The following is a 22805-nucleotide window of genomic DNA, read 5'->3' as shown; positions in this document are numbered from 1 at the left end:
CCTTCTTGCATTATCTCGGACATTGAATTTTTCCATTCCACTTAGTTTTAGACAACTTTAAAAATTTAAAATCATGCATTTCGTGGTGACCTGTCTTATTTGCGGTCTTGCAGTATTCGCAAACGCTCAAAAGAACGCTGCCTATGTGGAAGCACTGGGAAATGGAGGGCTCGTCTCATTGAACTATGAGAGGCAAATTACCAGTAGACCACTGCTCAGGGCAAGACTGGGTGTTGGGGTGACCGAAGATGATTTAATTGAAAAATCACAACTTTTGTCTCTAGCAAGTTCCTTTCATTATTTAGTGGACTTGAGGCGAAGTAATTACCTTGATTTCTCAATTGGGGTATCGTGGTTCGACGCATCCGAATATGGACCATCAGGTGGTGTCACTCAAATATTCACGGCTGTTGGTTTTAGAAGGAATTTTGGAAAAAGGTGGTTTTTTCGTGGGCATATATCCCCCTGCATAAAGACACTCTCTAAATCTAAAACAATCAATAAGGAATCTATGTCAGGTCAGTATGGCGGATTCGGAGGTTTTTCTTTCGCCCCATATGCTCCCAGATTCTACGGTTACGGTCATAAGGATGCTTGGTTGGGATTTAGTATCGGCATTCTTTTTTAATCATTGTGTTATTCATTTTTATAAATACTAAAACAAGGAATCATGAAAACATTTAAAAGTAGAAGTACAGGAGGCAAGGTGTTGGTTTCGTGTGTCATTTTGGTGATGCTCGCCTGCACCAAAGATGATGATTCATTAATCACTTATGAAGGGAGGGTTTTCTTGTATACTGGTCCATACATCTCCAATATCGGGCTCAATGTTGATGAAGCGAACTTGTCGCCTGTGGTGGGTATTACTATGCGGCTCTATCGACCTGGACCTTGTGGGTTTGGACACTGCTCACCTGGTGTTGCGCTTGATGAGTTAGCGGTAACCGATACTGAAGGGAACTACTCTTTTATGGTGAGATCACAATTGGAAAATGGGTATTACGTAAGTGCGGAGTTTCCGGAAAATGTAGAATACAGTAGCTCACGCGGATCTAAAAAAGAGCTCGTGGATAAAGTTATTTTCTCGGATATCATACTCGTAGATAACCAATAGGAAAAAGAATTAAGGTTAAAAGGTAAGCACATTTGTTACAAGACTGATTTTAAATGATTTGTCCTGCAGCGATTTAGATAATCTGAAAAACGCAATTGACATTTGGTTTATGAGGCAAATGGGGATACGTCGAAGAATTCAGCCCGATGAACAAATAAAAGCGGTTTTCCGTCGTTTAATGTTCAAATTAGTTCCCATAAACTTAACCAAACAACTAATTATAAACTAGAATTATGGCCGAAAGACTTGTAATTGTATCCGATATGTGGGGTTCCAAGAGAGGACTCTGGATTACATCATACCTCGGATACCTTCAACAATATTTTGATATTACCTATCATGATAGCCAGCAATTGGCCAATTTGGATGTAAAGGTGCATACCACTGAAAATATTCATAGGGCTTTCGTAGAAGGAGGAATCGACACAGCTGTTGCACACCTCATGAAAAAAGAAACGCAACCGGCACATTACTTAGGATTCAGTACAGGTGGTACAATTGCTTGGAAGGCCGGTTTGCTAGGCTTACCAATAAAATCGTTATATACGGTATCTTCGACAAGAATCCGAGCTGAGGAAAACAGACCTGATTGTAAAACAACGGTGCTATTCGGAGATCATGATGTATATCGACCCAAAGGGGATTGGTATAAAAAACTTAATTTGGAATCGGAGCTTTTCGAAGGGTTCGGTCATGACATGTATACTGACGAAAAAATAATCAGTAAGGTGTGTTTGGATCTATTAAAGTCCGTTACTCAAAAACCGAAAAAATTGCATAAGATAAAAGTGGCTTAATGGCCATTGAAACTTTGTATAAGATAAAACTAAAGGCGGTCTAAGAGACCGCCTTTAGTTTTTTAATGGTTTCGTGAGAGAGTTTTTCCTCAGCATAGGGTTTGGTAACCTTGAATTCGGTCTCCGAACTACTAGGCATTTCAAACATAGCGTCTGTGAAAATCGCTTCACATAACGAACGAAGTCCTCTCGCTCCTAATTTGTATTCGATGGCTTTTTTGACAATATACTCCAAGGCTTGATCGGTAATCGTAAAAGAAATACCATCCATAGCGAATAATTTCTCATACTGCTTTATAATCGCATTCTTGGGTTCGGTAAGAATGGCACGCAATGTTTTCTCGTCTAGAGGATTCATATAGGTCAGTACGGGAAGTCGACCGATAATCTCAGGAATCAATCCAAAATCTTTCAAATCCTTGGGGATGATATATTGTAAGATGTTGCTTTCATCTAGGTTTTCGTCCGCCTTTGAAGCACTATACCCAACGGCCTGCATATTCAGCCTTTTAGTAATGGCCCTTTCAATACCATCGAAGGCACCTCCGGCTATAAAAAGGATATTTTCCGTATTTACTTCAATGAACTTTTGATCCGGATGCTTTCTGCCTCCCTTGGGCGGTACATTAACGACAGTGCCTTCCAGAAGCTTCAGGAGGCCTTGTTGCACTCCTTCACCAGAAACGTCACGTGTTATGGATGGGTTATCGCTTTTACGAGCGATCTTATCGATTTCATCAATGAACACGATACCCCGTTCCGTCTTTTCGAGATTATAGTCCGCAGCTTGCAACAGACGTGTCAAAATACTTTCGACGTCCTCGCCAACATAACCTGCTTCTGTCAAAACCGTGGCATCAACAATTGCCAGAGGTACATTGAGCATTCTTGCAATGGTCTTTGCCATTAAGGTCTTTCCTGTACCGGTCTGACCGACCATGATAATGTTGCTTTTTTGGATTTCTACATCATCTTCCTTGGTCTGTGGCTGTAAAAGTCGTTTATAGTGATTATAAACAGCCACCGACATTACCTTTTTCGTGCGTTCTTGGCCGATAATGAACGTATCGAGAAACTCCTTGATTTCTTGGGGTTTCTTAAGAACAAGTTCTGATGAAAGGTCATTGGTTTTGGTCTGCTTGCTTTCTTCAGCCACAATGCCATGTGCCTGCTCGATACATCTATCGCAAATGTGTGCATCAAGTCCAGCAATCAAAAGATTGGTCTCCGGTTTTTTTCTGCCACAAAATGAGCATTCTAGATTTTCCTTCGCCATAATAGTTGTTATCTTACAAACTCTAACGCTTCAAAAACGTTTTTGGTTTACTTTCCATTGGTAGATTATCCCAATTTTCCCGTGATTCGTCGAAATTAATCGCGATCCCTAACTAAAATCTCGTCGATCATGCCATATTTCTTGGCTTCTTCTGCTTTCATCCAATAATCGCGGTCACTGTCATCATGTACCTTTTCGAGGGTCTGACCTGAGTGTTTGGCTATGATTTCGTAGAGCTCTTCTTTCAATTTCAAGATTTCCCTCGCCGTAATTTCAATATCACTGGCTTGCCCTTGTGCACCCCCCATAGGTTGATGGATCATTACACGAGAATGGGTCAAACCACTGCGCTTGCCTTTTTCACCGGCGCATAGGAGTACCGCACCCATAGAGGCCGCCATTCCTGTACAGATAGTGGCTACATCAGGTTTGATAAATTGCATGGTGTCATAAATACCCAAACCGGCATAGACACTCCCTCCTGGAGAATTAATATAAATCTGTATGTCTTTTGAAGCATCGGCACTCTCTAAAAATAGCAGTTGTGCTTGTACGATGTTCGCGACCTGATCATTAATGCCCGTGCCCAAAAAGATAATTCGATCCATCATGAGTCTTGAGAAGACGTCCATGGCAATCGCATTCAGTTGGCGCTCTTCGATAATATTCGGGGTCATGTTCACCGGGTACATACTACTCATTATTTTGTCATAATAAGTGCTGCTTATCCCTTGGTGGTTTATTGCGTAATTTTTGAATTCTTTTCCGTAATCCATTCGTTTTTCGTTGAATTTTTTAAATAAAAAAGGTGCCGAAAAACAAATTTTCGGCACCGTAAAGATACTTAATACTTTTGAAACCGAATTTTTTGTGTTTTCTACCTTAAAGCAGAAACATCAGGTCGGTTGGTTACCCATAAACTTCTTTAACGAAGTCTTCATAGGTCACTTCCTTTTCCTTGAGATTTGCCTTTTCCTTATAGAGGTTCATCAATTTCTGGCTCATCAATTGTTCCGACAAACGTTTCACCTCATCTTGATTTCCTAAAACTCTTGCGGCAATATTATCTAACTCTTCTTCTTGTGGGTCAAGTTGCCCATATTGTGCCATTTGCGACTTAATGAAACCTTTGGCGAATTCTTTTAGTTCGTCGAATTGTACTTGAAGGTCGTTGTCTTTGATTATTTTACCTTCGATCAATTGATAGCGCAATCCTTTTTCCGACTTTTCGTATTCGGCGCTTGCCTGTTCTTCGGTCAACGGATTTTCACCCGTCATTTGAATCCATTTGGTCAAGAAACCGGCAGGAAGATCGAACTTCGTGTTTTCGATGAAATACTCGGTCACATCATTCAAGAGCTTCTGGTCTGACTGCTGCTCGAATTGCTTTTCGGAATCCTCCTTAATACGTTCTTTTAAATCTTTGGCAGAAGTAATTTCGTCCTTTCCAAAGAGCTTGTCAAAAAGCTCCTGGTCCAGCTTTGCGGGTTCCCGCTCGTTTATTTCATCGATAATGAAGGTAACATCGATTTTAAGCCCTTCGCTTTTTTCTTGAGAAATTCCTAAAGAAGAAGCGAGCATCGCATCTTCTTTGAACAGTCCTTTCGTACTCAAAAGAACGGAATCCCCCACTTTTTTACCAACAAGGGCGTCCATTGCTTTTTTACTCTTGAATCGGTCGAGCTCGATAGTGGTCTTATGTTCTATTTCTTCTTCCTCATTTACGAATGAACCTGTAATCTCATCTTTTTTGCTGATTTCGGATTTGCTTATGAGTTTACCATATTGTTTCTGGATACGTTCGACTTGCTCGTCGATCATCTTTTTGTCCGCAACGATCTTGTAATGGGTAATGGCTTTCTTGGTTTTTAAGGGGACTTCGAAATTTGGAGCCAGACCCAATTCAAACTCAAAGTCGAAATTTTCGGCATCCCAATCGAAACCATCCTGTTGCTTTGGCAGGGGATTGCCAAGTACATCCAATTTTTCTTCAGTGAGATAGTTGTTCAGGTTGTCTTGAATCAACTTGTTCACCTCATCGACCAAGACCGCTTTTCCATATTGCTTCTTGATCAACCCCATGGGCACCTGACCCTTTCTAAAGCCGGGTATATTGGCCTGTTTCTTGTAATCTTTAAGGATGCTGTCAACCTTATCTTGGTAGTCATCTTTGGTAATTGCCACTTTTACAACGGCATTCAATTCATCAATCTGCTCTTTCGTAATATTCATTTGTCACTATTTTGATAAAATAAACGGGATGCAAAAGTAGTATAATTTAGCCCATCCACCAAGTTTTTAAAGTGCTGGGATTCAATCTATTTTGACTTCGTTTTATCGGACTTCAAGAATGAAAATAAAATCGATTGGAGAAATGAAAGCAGTAGGCTGAACAACAGGGCCCACCAAAAACCATTTACGGCAAAGCCATCGATAAAGTGATCGGCCAACAAAATGATGACGGCATTGATCACTAATAAAAAAAGACCAAAGGTTACAATGGTAATCGGTAATGTCAAGATGACCATAATAGGTTTAACGATAAAATTCAGGAGACTCAATACGACGGCCACGATAAGGGCGGTGGTGTAGTTGTCAACAGAGACATTGGGCAATACTTTTGATAAGACCACAACGGCAAGAGCGCTCAAAAGTAATCGTAATAGAAATTTCATATGGATGTTTTTAAGGGTGTCAAACAAAAAGGATGCCTAAAAACTGGCTCCTATAAAGGTACTTATTATTCTATTGTGAACATACAATGGTTTTTCTGAGTTGGTAAAACCGTGGAGATTTAACCATGAATGTCTAAGATGAAATCGAAGTATACACGGTACGCTGGATTAGGAATTCATAAAGGCAAGGGATTTTTCAAAAAACTGGGTAGGGTTGGCCGCGTGTACCCAATGGCCCGCGTTTTCGATAGTATCGATTTTTGCCAGTGGAAAATGTCTTTTGATTTCTGGAAGGTCGGTTTCCGCTACATATTCCGAGGCATCTCCTTTTAAAAATAAGGTAGGTCCCCCAAATTGTGCCGTCGCACTTATATTTTCTCCGATTTCTTCCATTTTTGTGCTTAGTACAGGTAGGTTGAATCGAAGGGCCAACTTTCCTTTCTCCGCCCAAAAGAGGTTTTTCAACAAAAATTGTCGCGTACCAAAATCGCTAAGGAATTTGGATAATTCGGCATCGGCATCCCCTCGGGACTTTATTTTTTCGAAATCCAAAGCGCGCAGACCATTGATGATGTCATGGTGATGCGGCGGATAGTACTTGGGTGAAATGTCAGCAACAATTAGCTTTTCGGTGAGCTCGGTATGGTCACAAGCAAACTGCATAGCTGTTTTGCCACCCATTGAATGACCTATGATGCATATTTTTCCCAAGGTATGATGTTCGATATACCGTTTTAGGTCATCAGACAAAAGATCGTAGTTGAAATTTTGCGAATGGAAGCTTTTACCGTGGTTTCTTTGATCGATCAAATGCGTCTCATAGCCATTTTCGGCATACTTCGTGCCTAGCGTTTTCCAGTTGTCAGACATACCAAGAAAACCATGTAGTATGATTAAAGGTGTTCCGCTTCCGATGATTCGTGAATGTAGAATTTCGCTCATTTCAATTTGTTCAAATACATATTCACAACATTGTCAAGCCCAAAGTAGAGCGACTCGCAAATGAGGGCGTGACCTATAGAAACTTCAAGTAAGTGCGGGACATGTTTTTTGAAGTATGCAATGTTGTCCAAGCTGAGGTCATGTCCTGCATTGACCCCTAAACCACATGAATGTGCTATTTCGGCCGCCTTTGTAAAGTCTAAAACTGCTTTTTCCTTGTTTTCGACGTAGGTTTTTGCATAGCTTTCGGTATACAGCTCTATACGGTCTGTTCCGGTATTGGCTGCACCCTCTACCATTCGGGTGTCGGCATCTACAAAGATAGAGGTTCGTATGCCTTGGGCTTTAAAGGTCTGAATGACTTCCTTAAGAAAGTCTTTATGGGCTATGGTATCCCATCCGGCATTCGAAGTAATGGCGTCAACACTGTCAGGAACTAAAGTGACCTGGGTAGGTTTCGTTTCCAAAACCAACTCCACGAATTGATCAATTGGATTCCCCTCGATATTGAATTCAGTGGTCACGACTTTTGTCAAGTCTCTTGTGTCTTGATACTTAATATGCCGTTCATCGGGTCGTGGATGAACAGTGATGCCTTGGGCTCCAAAACGCTCAATATCCGAAACGACCTTGAGCAAGTCCGGTACATTACCACCACGTGAATTTCTCAAGGTCGCTATTTTGTTCACGTTGACGCTAAGTTTTGTCATGTGCTAAATTGATTTAATAAGACCCAAAAATACGAATTAGGCATGCCTTTTGATGTTTTAAATTAGTATTTTGCGATATAATTAAAGCGATGCAGATTCAAACCCACATTTTGTCCAATATTGAGGTCTTCGACGTAGGTGAATCTTTGGAAAAGGTAATCCGATTTTTCAAAGGGCATACCTATTCGCATATTGCCGTAGCTGAAAAAGGACGTTACTTAGGTGTTTTCAATGAAGCCGATCTAGAGACTTTCGAGGAAGGAAAAAAAATCGAGGATTATCGCTACAATCTAGAAAGCTTTTTTGTTCGAAAAGATACCAACTGGCTCGATGTACTTGAGAAGTTTGCGCGTAATGAATCGAACCTTTTGCCCGTTTTGGGTGATAGTGAGGATGTATTGGGCTACTACGATATCACCGATATTGTTAGCATGTTCATAGACACCCCTTTTTTCACCGAACCAGGAGGAATCCTTATTGTTGAAAAAGGAATCAAAGACTATTCATTTAGTGAAATAGCCCAAATTGTTGAAAGTAATAACACTAGGTTTATCGGGGGGTTCATAACCGATATTCACAATGATGTTGTTCAGGTGACCATCAAAATCGGTACTACGAATCTAAATGAGATTCAGCAGACCTTTAGGAGGTATAACTATAATATCATTTTTGGCACGAATGATGATCAGTTTCTTGAAGACTTAAAACAACGCTCTGATTATTTGGATAAATATCTTAACGTATAATAAGATATGAAAGTTGCTATTTACGGGCAGACCTACCAAGAAAGTGCTGTTTCATATGTTCTCGAGCTTTTAGATGAACTTCAAAAGGTCAATGCCGCGATTTCCATAGAAAAAGAGTTTCACTCCCTATTGTCTAAAACCAAGGGGGTAAGTGCTTGTGATACTTTTGATGAAATCACGGGCCTTGACAGTACTTTTGACATGTTCGTTAGCTTCGGGGGAGATGGTACTATTTTAAGGGCCACGACCTATGTTCGCGATTTGGGGATACCTATTGTGGGTGTGAATACAGGGCGCTTAGGCTTTTTGTCGACCTTTAAGAAAGAGGATGTTAGAAAAGTGGTTACTGAATTTACCCAAGGATCATATTCGATTGTTGAAAGAAGCTTAGTTGAAGTCAGTGCGAGTGGTGGTATTCCGGAGTTCGCGGAAATGAACTTTGCCCTGAACGAGGTTACCGTTAGTAGAAAAGATACCACTTCTATGATTACTGTCGAGACCTATCTCAATGACGAATACCTGACTTCATATTGGGCAGATGGCCTGATTATCGCTACGCCCACCGGGTCGACCGGATATTCCTTGAGTTGCGGTGGTCCTGTAATTGTGCCTACGGCCAAATCATTGGTGTTGACCCCTATTGCGCCACATAACTTAAATGCCCGTCCGTTGGTAATTTCCGACGATACCGTGATACGTCTAAAAGTATCGGGTAGGGAAGATAATCATTTGGTTTCCCTGGATTCCCGCATTGCCTCAATTGAGAATGGTAGGGAAATTCATATTCGAAAAGCAGGGTTCTCGGTTAAAATGATCGAATACACTTCTGAAAGTTTCTTGAAAACGCTTCGCAACAAGCTTTTATGGGGCGAAGACAGGCGTAATTGAACTTCGAGCAAAACAATAAATACTTCTAAAAACTGTTTATCATGTGAGAACAGGAATGTGATAATTCAATAGTGTAAGCCACTGCAATTGTTATATTTGCAAACTTTTAGAATTTATGAGGAGTTTACTTTTTTTAATTCTCTTTTCCATTATGGGTATCGTGCAGGCACAAACCTATGAAATTGGGGTTTTTGGAGGAGGAGCCAATAATATTGGCGATGTTGGTAAAACCAATTTTATCCTACCTTCGGATTTCGCGGTAGGGGGGCTGTTCAAGTGGAATAAAAGTAAGCGGTACGCCTGGAGGGCTAGTTTGATTTACGGGAAGTTCACCGCCGATGACTCAAAATCAAGTATTGCTTCAAGGCGAGAACGGGGGTTTGTAGTCAACAACTCCATCTTGGAAGCATCGGCAGGACTGGAGTTTAACTTCGTTGAATATAATTTGCATAAATTAGGCCCGACATTTACGCCATATTTGTACACTGGGGTGACCTATTTCAGATATGACTATAATTATTTTGACGCGGGAAGGTTGCAGAACCTTGATCAGAGAGATGGGGCATTCGCCATACCGATGACCGTTGGCTTTAAATATCGGATCAGCCAACTTTTTATCTTGGGGGGCGAAATTGGTGCACGGTATACGTTTACGGATAACCTTGATGCCAGTAATCCGGAAAAATCGAATATAAGCCAACAGATAGACCCGGCCTTCGGAAATGTTTTTAGCGATGATTGGTATGTTTTTACAGGTCTGACCTTTACCTACACCTTTGGCAGAAAGCCATGTATGGATTGTTTTGAGTAATATGGGAAATGAATACTACAAAAGATATTAAGAGTGAAAACCTGCCGGTCCATATCGCCATCATTATGGATGGTAACGGGCGATGGGCCAAACAAAAAGGCAAACTTCGTGTCTTTGGTCATGAAAATGGGGTGAAAACCGTTCGCAGTACGGTCGAAGACTGCGTACGAATCGGTCTTCGGTACCTGACCCTATATACGTTTTCCACAGAAAATTGGAAGCGCCCTAAAATAGAGGTTGATACCCTTATGCGGCTCTTGGTCTCCTCCTTGAAAAAAGAATTAAAGACCTTTACGAAAAACAACATTAGGTTAAATACGATAGGTGATATTGATTCTTTGCCGGAGAGTGCTCGTAAAGAACTTTTGGAGGTGATGGAAACCACAAAGAAAAATTCCGGAATGACCTTGACTTTGGCCCTGAGTTATGGCGCTCGCGAAGAGCTGAAAAATGCTGTGAAACAGATAAGTATCAAAGTTAAAAATAATATAATTTCTCCCGAAAATATTGATGAAACCATTATAAATACTCATCTTTACACGCACGATTTACCAGATGTAGATTTGCTTATCCGTACTAGTGGAGAACATAGGATAAGCAATTTTTTACTTTGGCAGATTGCATACGCCGAACTATATTTTATTGACGTATTTTGGCCCGATTTTAAAGAGCATCATTTAGTTGAGGCCATAAAGAATTACCAGAACAGAGAACGACGATTTGGAAAAACTAGCGAACAACTCAATTAATGATGTGAAAAGAACCACATCACTAAAAGTCCTTTTTACCCTTCTACTCCTTTTAACTTCAATAATCAATTTCGCTCAGGGCGGCGGTTCTTATGAGGATGGCAAAAAGTACATTTTAGGGGGGCTCGACGTTACTGGCTTAAAGAGCTATAACGAACAGACCGTCAAAACCTACACCGGCTTAAGAGTGGGGCAGCCTATTACAGTGCCTGGAGACCAGATCAGTGCGGTCATCAACAAACTTTGGGGCTTGGAACTTTTTAGCAATATTGAGTTCTATGTGGTCAATGTGGAGGGTGATAAGATATTCCTGGAACTGGCGATAAGTGAAAGACCGACATTGACTTCCGTTACTGTAAATGGGGTAAAGCCTCGAAAAGTTGACGACATCCTTAAAGATACCGACTTAAAGAAAGGTAAGAAGATAACCGAGAGTCTCATTGCGAATTCTCGAAACTATATCCAGAACAAGTATAAGAAACAGGGTTTTCTGAATGCAAAAGTCAACATCATAACAGCTAAGGATACCTCGGAAACCAATGCCCAACGTATGGTTATCAACGTGAATAAGGGCGATAAGGTCAAGGTCAAAGAGATTGTCTTTGAAGGTAATGAGAAGCTGACGGACAAGAAGCTCCGTAAGGCCCTGAAAAAAACGAAGAAGAAACGCTTTGGGCGCTTTTGGAAGAAGTCAAAATATATAGAAGAGGATTACGATAATGACCTTAATTTATTAATTGACAAGTATGCCGAAAACGGGTATCGTGATGCGAGAGTACTTTCGGATACCATTGTTAAGGTAGATGAAAACAATATCGCGCTAAAAATCAAAGTCGAAGAGGGTAACCAATACTATTTTGGTGACATCGATTTCGTAGGTAATTCAGTATATACGGACAGGCAGCTACAAAGTGTATTGCGTATCAAAAAAGGTGCTGTATACAATGGGGTGGAACTGCGTAAAAGAATCGCAGACGACTCCAAGCCCGATGCTCAAGATATAACGAGTCTGTATCAGAACAACGGCTATCTCTTTTCAAATATTAATCCGGTCGAGGTTTCCGCTGAAAACGATACCATTAATTTTGAGATTCGTATTGTAGAAGGTAAAGAGACCTTTCTCGATCATGTTACGGTTGCGGGTAACGATAAAACCAATGACCATGTGATTTTTAGGGAACTGCGCACAAGACCTGGTCAGAAATACAATAAGTCAGACATCATTCGAAGTATTCGAGAATTGGGCCAATTGGGCTTTTTTGATGCGGAACAGGTGAAGCCAGATATTCAGAACCCGGATCCCAATGAAGGTACCGTAGATTTGGCCTATAGTTTAGTAGAGTCGGGATCGAGCCAGATTGAACTTCAGGGAGGTTACGGCGGCGGTGGTTTTATAGGTACATTGGGACTCTCATTCAACAACTTTTCAATACAGAACCTGTTCAAGGGAGAGGCCTATAAACCTGTACCCATGGGTGACGGTCAAACATTTGCGTTGCGTGTACAGGCGAGTAGAACGTTCAGGGTCTATAGTTTGAACTTTAGCGAACCATGGTTAGGTGGAAAAAAACCGGTACGATTCAATCTTTCCTTTTCTAGAACCCAACAGTTCGGTATCGCACGTGATGAGTTCGGGAGAATTCTAAACGGTAGAATAGAGCCGGATAAGAATCAACAATTTTCTATCACCGGAGTTACGGCAGGTCTTGCCAAAAGAGTGCGTTGGCCAGATGATTATTTTACGATTTCACATTCCCTGGCCTATCAACTTTACGATTTTAGAAATTACAATATCGGTCTCTTCAATTTTGGAAACGGAAAATCCAATTCCTTGGCCTATACTTTTGGCGTTTCGCGAAACGCTACCTCCGGGGGGCGTATATTTCCAAGAGGCGGTTCCAATTTCGAGATCACGGGTAAATTTACACCGCCGTATTCGCTGTTCAGTAATAAAGATTTCAAATCTTTGCGAGATGAAAATGAAGAACTGAATCTGCAAAGGATAACAAATGGAGGGTTATCAGCTGAAGAACAGACGCGACTTGAAGAAATCGATCAAGAGCGTTTCCGGTGGTTGGAATACTACAAGGTAAAGTTCAAGGGTGATTGGTACACTACTTTGATCGGTAGTGCCGATAAATCATTAGTGTTGCGGACCAATGCGGAATTCGGTTTTTTAGGAAACTACAATAATGATGTGGGCGATGTGCCGTTTGAACGTTTTTTTGTGGGAGGTACAGGTCTGGGTAACTTTACCTTAGATGGTAGGGATATTGTTCAGTTAAGAGGATATGACGAGCAAACCCTGACCCCGCTGGATCCATTGACAGGCCAACAAGAAGGAGGATTGATCTACAACAAGTTTTCCTTAGAATTGAGGTATCCGCTCACATTAAAGCCCTCTGCTTCCATTTATGCCCTTACTTTTTTAGAAGGAGGTAACGCTTTCAACAATTTTCAAGATTTTAATCCGTTTGAAATAAAACGATCGGCTGGTGTGGGGCTTCGCATCTTTATGCCCGCATTTGGTTTATTGGGTATTGATTTCGGTTACGGATTCGATCCTGATAATACCGGTCGCGAGACTGGGGCACATGGATGGGAAACACACTTCATTATCGGCCAGCAGTTTTAATTTAGCAGCTGTGTAGAAATCTAAAGCATTGATTTTAATAGTTTTAGTATTTTTGGCACGGTATTTTCTATAGGATAAAACGAAATTGTAATGAAGACAATACTAAAATCAAATCGGAAAGCCCGGTGGGCAATTTCAAACGTTCTTTTTATACTGGGAGCTATACTTTGCACGACCACTGCCATAGCGCAGCGTGGAGTTCGAATTGCCTATGTTGATATGGAATACATTCTTGAAAATGTAGAGGAGTATCGAGGAGCAACGGAACAATTGGCGACGAAGGTCGAAAAATGGAAAGTAGAGATCGAGCAGAAGCAAAGTGAGGTAGAGCAAATGAAGAAAGACCTTATGGCGGAGAAGGTGCTCTTGACCGATGAATTGATTTCCGAACGGGAAGAGGAGATTCAGATACTGGAGAAGGAAATGTTGGAATACCAACAAGCTCGTTTCGGACCGCAAGGGGATTTGGTACTTCAGAAGCGGCAGTTGATACAACCGATACAAGATCAGGTGTTCAATGAAGTGCAAAAAATCGGGACCAATAAAAAATATGATTTTATTTTCGATAAATCTGCGGATGTTGTAATGTTGTACTCCCAAAAAAGACACGATATCAGTGATATCATCTTAAGGGGCATCGCGCGAACCCGAAAGGTAAGTGCGCCAAAGAAGAAAAAAGCACAAGAAAGTCGTTTGAAAGATTTTGAAGGCGATGGAGAAGAGGAGGAGGTTATTAGCGAGGCGCTACAAGAACGTCAAGATAAGGCCAAAGCTGCAAATGAGGCTAGGGCCAAAAGCGCCGATGAGAAACGGGCTGAGCAGTTAAAATTACGAGAAGAGCGCAAAAAAGCGTATGAAGAAAGAAGAAAAAAGTTGTTGGAAGAACGTGAGGCCAGAAAGAAAGCCAAGCAGGAAGACCGAAAAAAAATAACGGAAACAGAAAAAGATACGATTAACTAAAATTAACTCGAATACCATTAATTAACTCTCAAATACATAAACTTAATAAGTCATGAAACATTTAAAGAAAATCGCAGTAGCCCTAGTGTTGTTTGTTGCTGCTAGCAGTTTTGTCAATGCGCAAAGTAAAGTAGCGCACATCGACGTTCAAAAATTGTTGGCCGATATGCCAGAAATGAAGGCTGCTGAATCAGAATTGAAGAAACTCTCTGAAACGTATCAGGCAGATATTCAAGCTTCGATGACCGAACTTCAAAATAAATTTCGTCAATACGAGGGCGAGGCGGCGAATATGTCGAAAGAAGAAAACGATAAAAGAGCGGTTGAACTACAAGGCTTTCAAAAGAGCATTGGCGAAGCACAACAAGCAGCACAGCAAGAAATTCAAAAAAAGCAGGCAGAACTTTTCGGTCCTATTTCGGAAAAAGCGAAAGCGGCCATTGAAAAAGTTGCTGCGGCCCAAGGTTTTGACTATGTCATCGACGCTCAGGCCGGTGGTGGTCTGATTGTTGCCAGAGGTAAGGATTTGCTTGCCGAGGTCAAACAAGAATTGGGTTTCTAGAAAATAGAAACTGATTACGAAAACAAAAAACATCCCGCTTAGCGGGATGTTTTTTGTTTACAAAAGTTTCTGTCGAATACCTTGCCATCTCAGTGTACGAATGAATCGACCCTCCTTCGCGTTGACCAAGAAAGGTTCCCGTTCCTTTTTAGCCAAGAAGAAACCATACATATTGGCAAAAAATGCCTTTCTATTTTTTTGTTTCCAAGCCATTTTCAACGAGGCGATACAACTGATCAATAGCCCATAACGCATGGCGTACATGGCTTTCCCCTGTAATAGTTTTGCTTTGGGGTTATACGCCTTTCCTGTCGGACGTAAGTGTTTGACATGAAGACTGTCATCAGTAAAGATCTCATATTCGTGGTACTGTGCCAAGAGCTCATCGACTGTATCCCAGCCCATGGCATCTTTGAGTCCTCCAATGGCCTTAAAACATGAATTTGAATAGGCCTTAAAGGCCCCTCGTACATGGTTTTTGTTCATGGGGTGATTCAATTTCCACTCGTTATAGGTGACTTGTTCATAGACAAAACCACCGGCAATACCCACTTTCGGATTTCCTTGGAAGATATAACCTATCCGTTCAAAATAATTATCGGGCAGAATGATATCCGCATCTAATTTTACAATAAAATCGTAGGCATCATCAAGTAGCTCGAGCCCCTTGTTGAATGCCTGTATAACCTTACTGCCCGGCATATGTATGTCAGCTGAACTATTGTTCAGTTTTTGTATATCTATTTTAGTATCTAAGAAGGTATTGATTATCCGTTCCGTTCCGTCCGTCGAGTTATCATTGACCACGACAACTTTTTTTGGAGGTAGACTTTGATGAACTATTGAATTGAGTGCATCTCTCAAATGCGCTTCTTCGTTGTGGGCCGGTATGATAACGTAGTAGTCCATCCGTTTTGATGAATAGTGGGCTTAGTTGACTCGATACTCGAGATTTGTTTGTTCTGGCGCTTGCCTACAAGACAGGTAGGCAGGCGTCTATTTGCTCAATTAGTTTTCGTTCAAATGTCTCATAAGTGTGCCTTGAGATAATTGGCTGGCCTTTCCGCATACACAATATAGTATCTCGGTGTAAAACTACGGAGTAAGGGCCGAATACCTATTTTTTTCACGGGGTTCGTCCACTTGGCGCGATCTTTTATTTCCCATCCTGATTTCTCGAGTAGCCAATCAAACTGCCAATCTTCAAACTCGTGATAGTGGCGGTCCCAAGGATCTGTCTTGCTTTTGTAGGCTGTTGAGAACCATAAGCGCATAGGTATACTAGCCACTAATTTTTTAGCCTTTATTTCTCGTAGTACATTGAAAGGGGCAATAAGATGTTCAAAAATCTCAAAAGCTGTAACCACACCTGTCGTTGATTTTTGAACTGATGAATAGTCCAGGTCCAAATCTTCACCACCGGTATTTTCAACCGAAAAACCGTGTTCTTTCATAATCGTTGAAAAGGGATTCTCGACGCCTAAATCTAAAATAGGTTCGTCTTTGGCGATGTGTTTCTCTAAAAATGACAAGGTATGTTGAAAGCGCTTGTTCGGAAAAGTCTTTTCGTACATGGGAAAGGTTTCTGGTTGAGAGGTCTTAAGTCATTGGACACTAAGGTCAAGAAACTACTTGAAAAAGCGACCAGAACTTTTACACCTCGTAGGTGATGGCATTTACGTTCATGCCGGCACCAACACTTGCAAAGATAACAACATCTCCCTTTTGAATCTGATGATTCTCCAATTTTCCCTTTCGAACCATATCGAGCAGAGTCGGAATGGTAGCAACAGAGCTATTGCCTAGTTTTCCGATATTCATTGGCATTACCTCCGCTGGAATTTCTTTTTCATATAGTTCATAAAAACGTTTGACGATAGCTTCGTCCATTTTTTCATTCGCCTGATGGATGAATATTTTCCTTACCTCCGAAATAGATCTTCCGCTTTGGTCCAAACAGTCTTTCATAGCCAGCGGTACGTGGGTCAAGGCGAATTCATAGATTTTCCGGCCGTACATCTTAATAAATTTTGTATCCCTGGTGGACGTTTTGTTATTCGACGTGCCATAGAACAGAAAGTAAGCCTCGTCTTTGGCATGAGTGGCACTGGCATGTGCCAGAATTTGACCCTGACCTTCCGTTTCGGCTACAATAGCCGCTCCGGCCCCGTCGGAATAGATCATGGAATCACGGTCATACGGATCCGTGATTCTTGAAAGGGTTTCGGCGCCGATAACCAAACACTTTTTGGCGATTCCACTTTTTATAAAAGCATTCGCCTGAATGACACCTTCGACCCAACCCGGGCATCCGAATAGTAAATCATAGGCAACACACTTTGGATTTTTGATTCGCAAGTGATGTTTGACCCGGGTGGCAAGGCTTGGCAAGGTGTCGCCTTGTGCTTGCCCATGTGCCACATCGCCGAAATTGTGTGCGAAAATGATATAGTCGAGATTTTCCTTGTCCATACCGGCATCGGCAATCGCATGTTCTGCTGCTAAAAAAGCGATATCCGAGGTGTTGAGATGATTGACTACATAGCGACGTTCACCAATTCCGGTAATAGCCTTGAATTTTTGAATAATGACGCCGTTTTCCTGTTTAAAAGAAGACCCATCCGGGTTCAAAAAATCATGGGTTTGAAAGTCTTGATTTTTTACGATTTGTGTTGGCAGGTAACTGCCTGTTCCGGTAATACCGATGGTCTTCATGAGGTTAATGGTTTAGGATGATGGAATATAGCCAAGTCCTGACTATTTGTTATGCGCGCATAACAAATAATACGACGTTCAACCGGTGAATATGCAGGGCTGCGAAAACGAAAAAGCCCTCGCGAAATGCGTGAGGGCTTGATTTTGGGGTGTATTCGGTACTATTCTACTTCAGCGTAGGCCTCAATTGGGGCGCAGGTACAGATTAAATTACGATCGCCATACGCATCATCTACACGCCTGACCGTGGGCCAAAACTTATTCTCCGCAATATAAGGTAGGGGAAAAGCAGCCTTTTGCCGAGTGTAAGGGAACTTCCAATCATCGGTCGTGACCATACCCATGGTATGTGGAGAATTCTTCAAAGGATTATTGCCATCATCGGCATTGGCCTCATCGATTTCTTCCCGTATCGCGAGCATCGCATCACAAAATCTATCCAGTTCCATAAGGCTCTCACTTTCCGTAGGTTCGATCATCATGGTACCCGCTACCGGAAAGGATACCGTAGGTGCGTGAAATCCGTAATCCATTAAACGTTTGGCGATATCGGTCACTTCAATGCCATTCACTTTAAACGGTCTACAGTCGATAATCATTTCATGAGCAGCTCTTCCACTTTCTCCGGTATAAAGTACCTCGTACTTGCCATCTAAACGCTGCTTAATATAATTGGCATTGAGAATTGCGATTTCAGTGGAATGCCGAAGACCTTCTTCGCCCAACATCTTGATATATCCGTAAGAAATCAAACAAGCCAAACTACTGCCCCATGGAGCGGCCGAAATCGCTGTGATGGCTTTTTCACCTCCCGTGGGTATAACAGGGTTTCCTGGCAGAAAAGGTACCAATTGTGAAGCCACACAGATCGGTCCTACACCAGGTCCACCACCCCCATGTGGTATGGCAAATGTTTTGTGTAAATTAAGGTGGCACACATCGGCACCGATCATTCCTGGGTGGGTCAGTCCGACTTGGGCATTCATGTTTGCCCCGTCCATATAAACCTGCCCTCCATGTTCATGGATCAATTGGGTTATCCGCTTAATAGAAGACTCGAAAACCCCATGGGTAGAAGGATAGGTGACCATTAAAGCCGCCAAATTTTCTGAATGTAAGGTTACTTTTTCTTCCAAATCGGAAACATCTATGTTGCCCTTTTCATCGGTTTTGGTGACGATTACCTTCATGCCGGCCATAACCGCTGAAGCCGGATTCGTTCCGTGCGCAGAAGCCGGAATGATACAGATATTACGGTGTGCTTCACCGCGTGATTTGTGGTATGCCCTAATGGTCATTAAACCGGCATATTCACCCTGTGCCCCTGAATTCGGTTGTAAGGATGTGCCCGCAAAACCAGTGATTTCCGTGAGGTCTTTTTCCAATTCCTTTAAGACCATATGATAACCCTCTGCTTGTTCTATAGGGACGAACGGATGTATATTGCCCCATTGGCTCCAACTCAAGGGAAGCATTTCCGAGGCGGCATTCAATTTCATCGTACAGCTGCCTAAAGAAATCATAGAGTGATTTAGAGCCAAGTCTTTACGTTCTAGTTTTTTGATATAGCGCATCAACTCGGTCTCGGAATGATAGGAATTGAACACTTTGTTTTCCATGAAAGGTGACGTTCTCCGCACATTTTCGGGAATGGAAGAAGTAGTGGGAATATCTATTATTTGAATGGCATCTTTTTGAAACGCTTCGGAAAAAACGCTGAGAATTCGATTGACATCGATAAGGCTAGTCGCTTCGTTAATCGCAATCGATATGGTCTGATCATCTACATAGAGAAAATTCAGTTCGTATTTTTCAGCCACTGGTCTGACCACACTTGAATTCGCTTTGATGACGAGCGTATCGAAATAAGAAGGGTTTGTTTGGTAGAGCCCCATTTGTTCTAGCCCATCAACAAGGGCCGTAGTGTGTGCATGCACGTTCCGGGCAATGTACTTCAGACCTTCAGGCCCGTGATAAACGGCGTACATTCCTGCCATTACGGCCAATAACACTTGCGCCGTACAGATGTTGGAAGTAGCTTTGTCTCGTTTGATATGTTGCTCTCTCGTCTGAAGGGCCATACGCAGGGCTGGCTTTTCATCGGTGTCTTTGGTCACCCCGATAATTCGGCCGGGAATACTTCGTTTGAATTGCTCCTTGGTGGCAAAGAAGGCAGCATGAGGCCCGCCATATCCTAAGGGAATCCCGAAACGTTGCGTGGTGCCTACGACGACATCCGCCCCAAATTCTCCAGGAGGCGTTAATAAGACCAAACTCAAAATATCGGCAGCTACGGCAATCTTAATGTCATCGTTTTTAGCCTTAATGACAAAATCAGCATAGTCATGTACAATGCCGTGTTTTCCTGGGTATTGTAGAAGGGCACCGTAAAAGTCTTTTCCAAATTCAAAAGTTTCATGATTACCAACGACCAGTTCGATGCCTAAAGGGGTTGAACGGGTCTCCAAAAGAGAAAGTGTTTGCGGTAGTACTTCCTCAGATACAAAAAATTTGACCGTGCCACTTTTTTTCTGCTCCCGGCTGCGGACATCGAATAACATGGTCATAGCTTCCGCTGCCGCGGTACTTTCATCTAGAAGTGATGCATTGGCCAGCTCCATTCCCGTGAGATCTGTCACCACAGTCTGAAAATTAAGAAGTGCCTCCAATCTTCCTTGGGCGATTTCGGCCTGATAAGGTGTGTATGCAGTATACCATCCCGGATTTTCTAGTATGTTCCTTTTGATTACGGAAGGAGTCAAGCTCTCATGATATCCCAAACCTATGTAGCTTTTGAATACCTTGTTTCTTTCGGCCAACTCTTGTATATGGGTCAAAAATCCATGCTCACTCAAAGGAGCATCCAATTGTAAAGGCGTTTTCAAGCGAATCTCTTCAGGAATCGTCTCTTGGATAAGTTGCTGTAGACTATCAACTTCAACACTATGCAGCATGTGCTGAAGATCTTTATTTTGAATGCCGATATGGCGCAATGCAAACACGTCAGTTTTCATACATGAAAGTTATTCAAATTAGCTTTGCAAAATTAAGGATTAATTCACTGTATAAAGGTGCTTTATCGACACGGCACACGAAAGTTTTTAACCAAAATCAAGGGTTATAAACAGTTTGGCTACTTTTGTTTAATGAAGGTTTTACGGCGCATTTTTGATTTTTACCTCGACGCTAGTATACATGTGGCATTTGCTGTGATTTCTTTGATTTGGGTGACCCGTTTAACATTGAACATTTCTTTTGAAAACCATCTTGGGTGGTTTCTATTTTTTTCATCTATTGCCTGTTATAATTTTATAAAGTACGGCGTAGAAGCTGAAAAATATATTTTGGTCGTGAATCGTTACCATCGGGGTATTCAACTCTTCAGTTTTTTCTGTGTTCCTTTTGCCCTTTATCATGCCTATTTCTTGAACTTCGATACATTTTTAGGAATTGCGGTTCTCTTGGTACTAGTGGCAGTATATGCCCTGCCTATATTGCCGGTGTCAAAGAACCTCAGAAGTTGGGGAGGGATTAAGATTTTTGTAGTGGCATTGGTTTGGTCGGGTACCACGGTAGTCTTGCCAATACTTTCAAGTAAGACTTTTTTCTCTTGGGATGCCGGAGTAGAAACCTTTCAGCGATTTCTTTTCATTCTCGTCTTAATGGTGCCTTTTGAAATACGTGACCTGGCCTACGATGCGCCCGATCTAAAAACCTTACCACAACGATATGGCGTTACAAACACAAAAATCTTGGGCGCATTATTGACCTTGGTGTTTTTTTTCACCACCTTTTTGAAAGATGAAATTTCAATTGGGGAACTCACCTCGAAAGGCTTGATTTTTTTGTTTTTGGGGGTGGTCATGTATATGACCAAAAGAAACCAATCGAAATACTACGCCTCTTTTTTTATAGAGAGTATATCGATTCTATGGTGGGCTTTATTAGAGGCTTTTCTTCAGACCAATTAGGGTTTACGCTGCAGTTGCTCCTTCATTTTCAGTTTTTCCTGTTCTGAAAGACTATGAAGGTTCGCTTTTTCACAAAGTGTAGTGAATTCGGTATTTTTTTTGGTGAAAGCCGAACAGGTTTTGCACATCAGTAAATGAAACCTCAGTTTGAGTTTATCCATAAAAGAAGCTTCCCCATATTGGGTTTTGTTGCAAATTATAGCGGCTTTATCACAAGAAATCATAGCTAATACCAATTTTCATTAAGGCAGCCCATTAGAGCTGTTCTAGCTCTGTGGATCATTACCCAAAGGTTGGACGGATTAATTCCCAATTCATTACAAATCTCTTCTGTTCCTATCCCTTGAATTGTTTTCATCTTGAAAACTTGGGCTTGTTTTCTGGGTAATTTGGAGATACAAGAATGAATGGCCATTCCTAGCTCCTCATTTTCGATTGTGCTGTTTTCCAGCGTGCTGAACGGATCGGCGACTTGTTCTTCCAACCAGTCCCCTTCAGAATCTGAATTTGAGCTATAGCTCATACGTACTTCCGCTTTGCCTTTGTTTGAATTGATTTTGCGATAGTGATCGATTACCTTGCGCTTGAGAATAGCGATTAACCAAGTGCGTTCGGCGGCGTCACCTTTATAATTCTTTGCCGATTTTAGACCTGCAAAAAAAGTCTCCTGCACCAGATCTTTTGCGATTTCAGAATCGCTAACCCGGGCAACCGCATAGTTGAAAAGATAATCAGCGTATAAATCGACCCAAGAATCGGGTTGTAGTTGATGAGTTGTCATTTTTCCTTTCTCGTTATCAAATGTAACTGAATTTGATGTAACTACCTTTAAATTTTCTTTTTGAGATGTAAATTTTAATGCTGCCATAATTTTTATATTTACTGAAACATTCAGTTATGAAAGTGTATTTAATACTGTTCTTCATTGTCGTATTCAATTTTTCCTGTGCTCAAATGTCGTCAAAACCTATCACGGAAGTCTCACAGAATGAAATCAATAGCGTGATATTGGTCGATGTAAGAACACCTGGGGAATTCAAAGCAGGCCATCTTGAGAATGCGATAAATATCAATTGGTTTGATACTGACTTTTCAAAACAAATGACTAAAATCGGAAAGGAAGAAACCGTATATGTATACTGCAAGAAGGGAGGGCGTAGTGCGAAAGCGCAACAGCTGTTAGACTCCTTAGGTTACAAAAAGGTGGTAAATCTTGAAGGAGGGTACGACGCATGGTCGGCCAACAATAAATAA

General features: G+C 41.6%; 23 protein-coding genes. 12 read left to right on the top strand and 11 right to left on the bottom strand.

Annotation, left to right across the window (positions count from 1 at the left end; translation table 11 throughout):
* Nucleotides 1–73: 73 nt before the first annotated feature.
* From ACKWCA_RS00600 to ACKWCA_RS00590, 3 genes are all read left to right on the top strand, one after another.
* Complete coding sequence (locus ACKWCA_RS00600) at nt 74–628, top strand: hypothetical protein (RefSeq protein WP_413976195.1); 555 nt, start codon at nt 74–76, stop codon at nt 626–628.
* Nucleotides 629–670: 42 nt separating this feature from the next.
* Complete coding sequence (locus ACKWCA_RS00595; RefSeq protein WP_413976194.1) at nt 671–1114, top strand: hypothetical protein; 444 nt, start codon at nt 671–673, stop codon at nt 1112–1114.
* 233 nt (nt 1115–1347) lie between these two features.
* Nucleotides 1348–1911 carry an alpha/beta fold hydrolase gene (locus tag ACKWCA_RS00590; protein WP_413976193.1) on the top strand — a complete coding sequence of 188 codons (564 nt, stop codon included), beginning with the start codon at nt 1348–1350 and terminating at the stop codon, nt 1909–1911.
* Between the two features lie 40 nt (nt 1912–1951).
* Here the strand turns inward: ACKWCA_RS00590 and clpX are convergent, their stop codons facing one another.
* The 6 genes from clpX to ACKWCA_RS00560 all read right to left on the bottom strand — a co-directional run bounded on the left by clpX (nt 1952) and on the right by ACKWCA_RS00560 (nt 7514).
* Nucleotides 1952–3187, bottom strand: a complete 1236-nt coding sequence (clpX, locus tag ACKWCA_RS00585; RefSeq protein WP_413976192.1) for an ATP-dependent Clp protease ATP-binding subunit ClpX — start codon at nt 3185–3187, stop codon at nt 1952–1954.
* Nucleotides 3188–3282: 95 nt separating this feature from the next.
* Entirely contained in the window at nt 3283–3963 is a 681-nt protein-coding gene (gene clpP, locus ACKWCA_RS00580) for an ATP-dependent Clp endopeptidase proteolytic subunit ClpP (RefSeq protein ID WP_413976191.1), read from the bottom strand.
* 133 nt (nt 3964–4096) lie between these two features.
* Complete coding sequence (tig, locus tag ACKWCA_RS00575) at nt 4097–5419, bottom strand: trigger factor (RefSeq protein ID WP_413976190.1); 1323 nt, start codon at nt 5417–5419, stop codon at nt 4097–4099.
* 86 nt (nt 5420–5505) lie between these two features.
* Complete coding sequence (locus ACKWCA_RS00570; protein ID WP_413976189.1) at nt 5506–5862, bottom strand: phage holin family protein; 357 nt, start codon at nt 5860–5862, stop codon at nt 5506–5508.
* 168 nt (nt 5863–6030) lie between these two features.
* Nucleotides 6031–6804, bottom strand: a complete 774-nt coding sequence (locus ACKWCA_RS00565) for an alpha/beta fold hydrolase (RefSeq protein WP_413976188.1) — start codon at nt 6802–6804, stop codon at nt 6031–6033.
* Nucleotides 6801–7514, bottom strand: a complete 714-nt coding sequence (locus tag ACKWCA_RS00560) for a pyridoxine 5'-phosphate synthase (RefSeq protein ID WP_413976187.1) — start codon at nt 7512–7514, stop codon at nt 6801–6803. The genes ACKWCA_RS00565 and ACKWCA_RS00560 overlap by 4 nt, the downstream gene beginning before the upstream one ends.
* Before the next feature lie 89 nt (nt 7515–7603).
* Between ACKWCA_RS00560 and ACKWCA_RS00555 the strand changes: the two genes are divergently transcribed.
* The 7 genes from ACKWCA_RS00555 (at nt 7604) to ACKWCA_RS00525 (ending at nt 14865) form a co-directional block, all read left to right on the top strand.
* Complete coding sequence (locus tag ACKWCA_RS00555; RefSeq protein WP_413976186.1) at nt 7604–8260, top strand: CBS domain-containing protein; 657 nt, start codon at nt 7604–7606, stop codon at nt 8258–8260.
* A gap of 6 nt (nt 8261–8266) precedes the next feature.
* Nucleotides 8267–9148, top strand: a complete 882-nt coding sequence (locus ACKWCA_RS00550) for an NAD kinase (RefSeq protein ID WP_413976185.1) — start codon at nt 8267–8269, stop codon at nt 9146–9148.
* A gap of 115 nt (nt 9149–9263) precedes the next feature.
* Nucleotides 9264–9959 (top strand): type IX secretion system protein PorG, encoded by a 696-nt coding sequence (gene porG, locus ACKWCA_RS00545; RefSeq protein WP_413976184.1) that lies wholly within the window; start codon nt 9264–9266, stop codon nt 9957–9959.
* A gap of 8 nt (nt 9960–9967) precedes the next feature.
* The gene (locus ACKWCA_RS00540; RefSeq protein WP_413976183.1) at nt 9968–10708 is read left to right on the top strand and encodes an isoprenyl transferase; all 741 of its coding nucleotides are present in this window, start codon (nt 9968–9970) and stop codon (nt 10706–10708) included.
* A 4-nt stretch (nt 10709–10712) separates the two neighbouring features.
* A complete protein-coding gene (gene bamA, locus ACKWCA_RS00535) occupies nt 10713–13343 on the top strand; it encodes an outer membrane protein assembly factor BamA (RefSeq protein ID WP_413976182.1) in 2631 nt (876 codons plus the stop codon).
* Between the two features lie 90 nt (nt 13344–13433).
* Nucleotides 13434–14303 carry an OmpH/Skp family outer membrane protein gene (locus tag ACKWCA_RS00530; RefSeq protein ID WP_413976181.1) on the top strand — a complete coding sequence of 290 codons (870 nt, stop codon included), beginning with the start codon at nt 13434–13436 and terminating at the stop codon, nt 14301–14303.
* A 52-nt stretch (nt 14304–14355) separates the two neighbouring features.
* Nucleotides 14356–14865: an OmpH/Skp family outer membrane protein gene (locus tag ACKWCA_RS00525; RefSeq protein WP_413976180.1), complete on the top strand. Its 510-nt coding sequence runs from the start codon at nt 14356–14358 to the stop codon at nt 14863–14865.
* Nucleotides 14866–14922: 57 nt separating this feature from the next.
* Here ACKWCA_RS00525 and ACKWCA_RS00520 read toward each other — a convergent pair whose 3' ends face one another.
* The 4 genes from ACKWCA_RS00520 to gcvP form a co-directional block, all read right to left on the bottom strand.
* On the bottom strand, nt 14923–15774 hold the full coding sequence (locus ACKWCA_RS00520; RefSeq protein ID WP_413976179.1) for a glycosyltransferase family A protein: 852 nt from the start codon (nt 15772–15774) through the stop codon (nt 14923–14925).
* 119 nt (nt 15775–15893) lie between these two features.
* On the bottom strand, nt 15894–16439 hold the full coding sequence (locus tag ACKWCA_RS00515) for a methyltransferase (RefSeq protein WP_413976178.1): 546 nt from the start codon (nt 16437–16439) through the stop codon (nt 15894–15896).
* A 79-nt stretch (nt 16440–16518) separates the two neighbouring features.
* Nucleotides 16519–17580 (bottom strand): 3-oxoacyl-ACP synthase III family protein, encoded by a 1062-nt coding sequence (locus ACKWCA_RS00510; protein ID WP_413976177.1) that lies wholly within the window; start codon nt 17578–17580, stop codon nt 16519–16521.
* A gap of 161 nt (nt 17581–17741) precedes the next feature.
* Nucleotides 17742–20594, bottom strand: coding sequence for an aminomethyl-transferring glycine dehydrogenase (gene gcvP, locus ACKWCA_RS00505; protein WP_413976176.1), 2853 nt, complete (start codon nt 20592–20594; stop codon nt 17742–17744).
* 132 nt (nt 20595–20726) lie between these two features.
* Between gcvP and ACKWCA_RS00500 the strand changes: the two genes are divergently transcribed.
* Nucleotides 20727–21551 (top strand): UbiA prenyltransferase family protein, encoded by an 825-nt coding sequence (locus ACKWCA_RS00500; protein ID WP_413976175.1) that lies wholly within the window; start codon nt 20727–20729, stop codon nt 21549–21551.
* 226 nt (nt 21552–21777) lie between these two features.
* On the opposite strand, the gene ACKWCA_RS00495 is transcribed toward ACKWCA_RS00500, so the two are convergent.
* A complete protein-coding gene (locus ACKWCA_RS00495) occupies nt 21778–22332 on the bottom strand; it encodes a sigma-70 family RNA polymerase sigma factor (RefSeq protein ID WP_413977101.1) in 555 nt (184 codons plus the stop codon).
* Nucleotides 22333–22448: 116 nt separating this feature from the next.
* Here ACKWCA_RS00495 and ACKWCA_RS00490 point away from each other — a divergent pair, with 116 nt between their 5' ends.
* Entirely contained in the window at nt 22449–22805 is a 357-nt protein-coding gene (locus ACKWCA_RS00490; RefSeq protein WP_413976174.1) for a rhodanese-like domain-containing protein, read from the top strand.

The organism is Maribacter corallii (assembly GCF_047345415.1).
In the GTDB taxonomy this organism is placed as follows: Bacteria; Bacteroidota; Bacteroidia; order Flavobacteriales; family Flavobacteriaceae; genus Maribacter_C.
The sequence above is the reverse complement of the archived record's forward strand: the minus strand, read 5'-3'. Positions and strand labels throughout refer to the sequence as shown.

Coding starts and splice junctions, on each gene's coding strand:
- ACKWCA_RS00550 (WP_413976185.1), top strand. CDS start 8,267: ATGAAAGTTGCTATTTACGGGCAGACCTACCAAGAAAGTGCTGTTTCA.
- clpP (WP_413976191.1), bottom strand. CDS start 3,963: ATGGATTACGGAAAAGAATTCAAAAATTACGCAATAAACCACCAAGGG.
- gcvP (WP_413976176.1), bottom strand. CDS start 20,594: ATGAAAACTGACGTGTTTGCATTGCGCCATATCGGCATTCAAAATAAA.
- ACKWCA_RS00565 (WP_413976188.1), bottom strand. CDS start 6,804: ATGAGCGAAATTCTACATTCACGAATCATCGGAAGCGGAACACCTTTA.
- tig (WP_413976190.1), bottom strand. CDS start 5,419: ATGAATATTACGAAAGAGCAGATTGATGAATTGAATGCCGTTGTAAAA.
- clpX (WP_413976192.1), bottom strand. CDS start 3,187: ATGGCGAAGGAAAATCTAGAATGCTCATTTTGTGGCAGAAAAAAACCG.
- ACKWCA_RS00570 (WP_413976189.1), bottom strand. CDS start 5,862: ATGAAATTTCTATTACGATTACTTTTGAGCGCTCTTGCCGTTGTGGTC.
- ACKWCA_RS00590 (WP_413976193.1), top strand. CDS start 1,348: ATGGCCGAAAGACTTGTAATTGTATCCGATATGTGGGGTTCCAAGAGA.
- ACKWCA_RS00500 (WP_413976175.1), top strand. CDS start 20,727: ATGAAGGTTTTACGGCGCATTTTTGATTTTTACCTCGACGCTAGTATA.
- ACKWCA_RS00510 (WP_413976177.1), bottom strand. CDS start 17,580: ATGAAGACCATCGGTATTACCGGAACAGGCAGTTACCTGCCAACACAA.
- ACKWCA_RS00520 (WP_413976179.1), bottom strand. CDS start 15,774: ATGGACTACTACGTTATCATACCGGCCCACAACGAAGAAGCGCATTTG.
- ACKWCA_RS00595 (WP_413976194.1), top strand. CDS start 671: ATGAAAACATTTAAAAGTAGAAGTACAGGAGGCAAGGTGTTGGTTTCG.
- ACKWCA_RS00540 (WP_413976183.1), top strand. CDS start 9,968: ATGAATACTACAAAAGATATTAAGAGTGAAAACCTGCCGGTCCATATC.
- porG (WP_413976184.1), top strand. CDS start 9,264: ATGAGGAGTTTACTTTTTTTAATTCTCTTTTCCATTATGGGTATCGTG.
- ACKWCA_RS00515 (WP_413976178.1), bottom strand. CDS start 16,439: ATGTACGAAAAGACTTTTCCGAACAAGCGCTTTCAACATACCTTGTCA.
- ACKWCA_RS00560 (WP_413976187.1), bottom strand. CDS start 7,514: ATGACAAAACTTAGCGTCAACGTGAACAAAATAGCGACCTTGAGAAAT.
- ACKWCA_RS00495 (WP_413977101.1), bottom strand. CDS start 22,332: ATGACAACTCATCAACTACAACCCGATTCTTGGGTCGATTTATACGCT.
- ACKWCA_RS00490 (WP_413976174.1), top strand. CDS start 22,449: ATGAAAGTGTATTTAATACTGTTCTTCATTGTCGTATTCAATTTTTCC.
- ACKWCA_RS00530 (WP_413976181.1), top strand. CDS start 13,434: ATGAAGACAATACTAAAATCAAATCGGAAAGCCCGGTGGGCAATTTCA.
- ACKWCA_RS00555 (WP_413976186.1), top strand. CDS start 7,604: ATGCAGATTCAAACCCACATTTTGTCCAATATTGAGGTCTTCGACGTA.
- ACKWCA_RS00600 (WP_413976195.1), top strand. CDS start 74: ATGCATTTCGTGGTGACCTGTCTTATTTGCGGTCTTGCAGTATTCGCA.
- ACKWCA_RS00525 (WP_413976180.1), top strand. CDS start 14,356: ATGAAACATTTAAAGAAAATCGCAGTAGCCCTAGTGTTGTTTGTTGCT.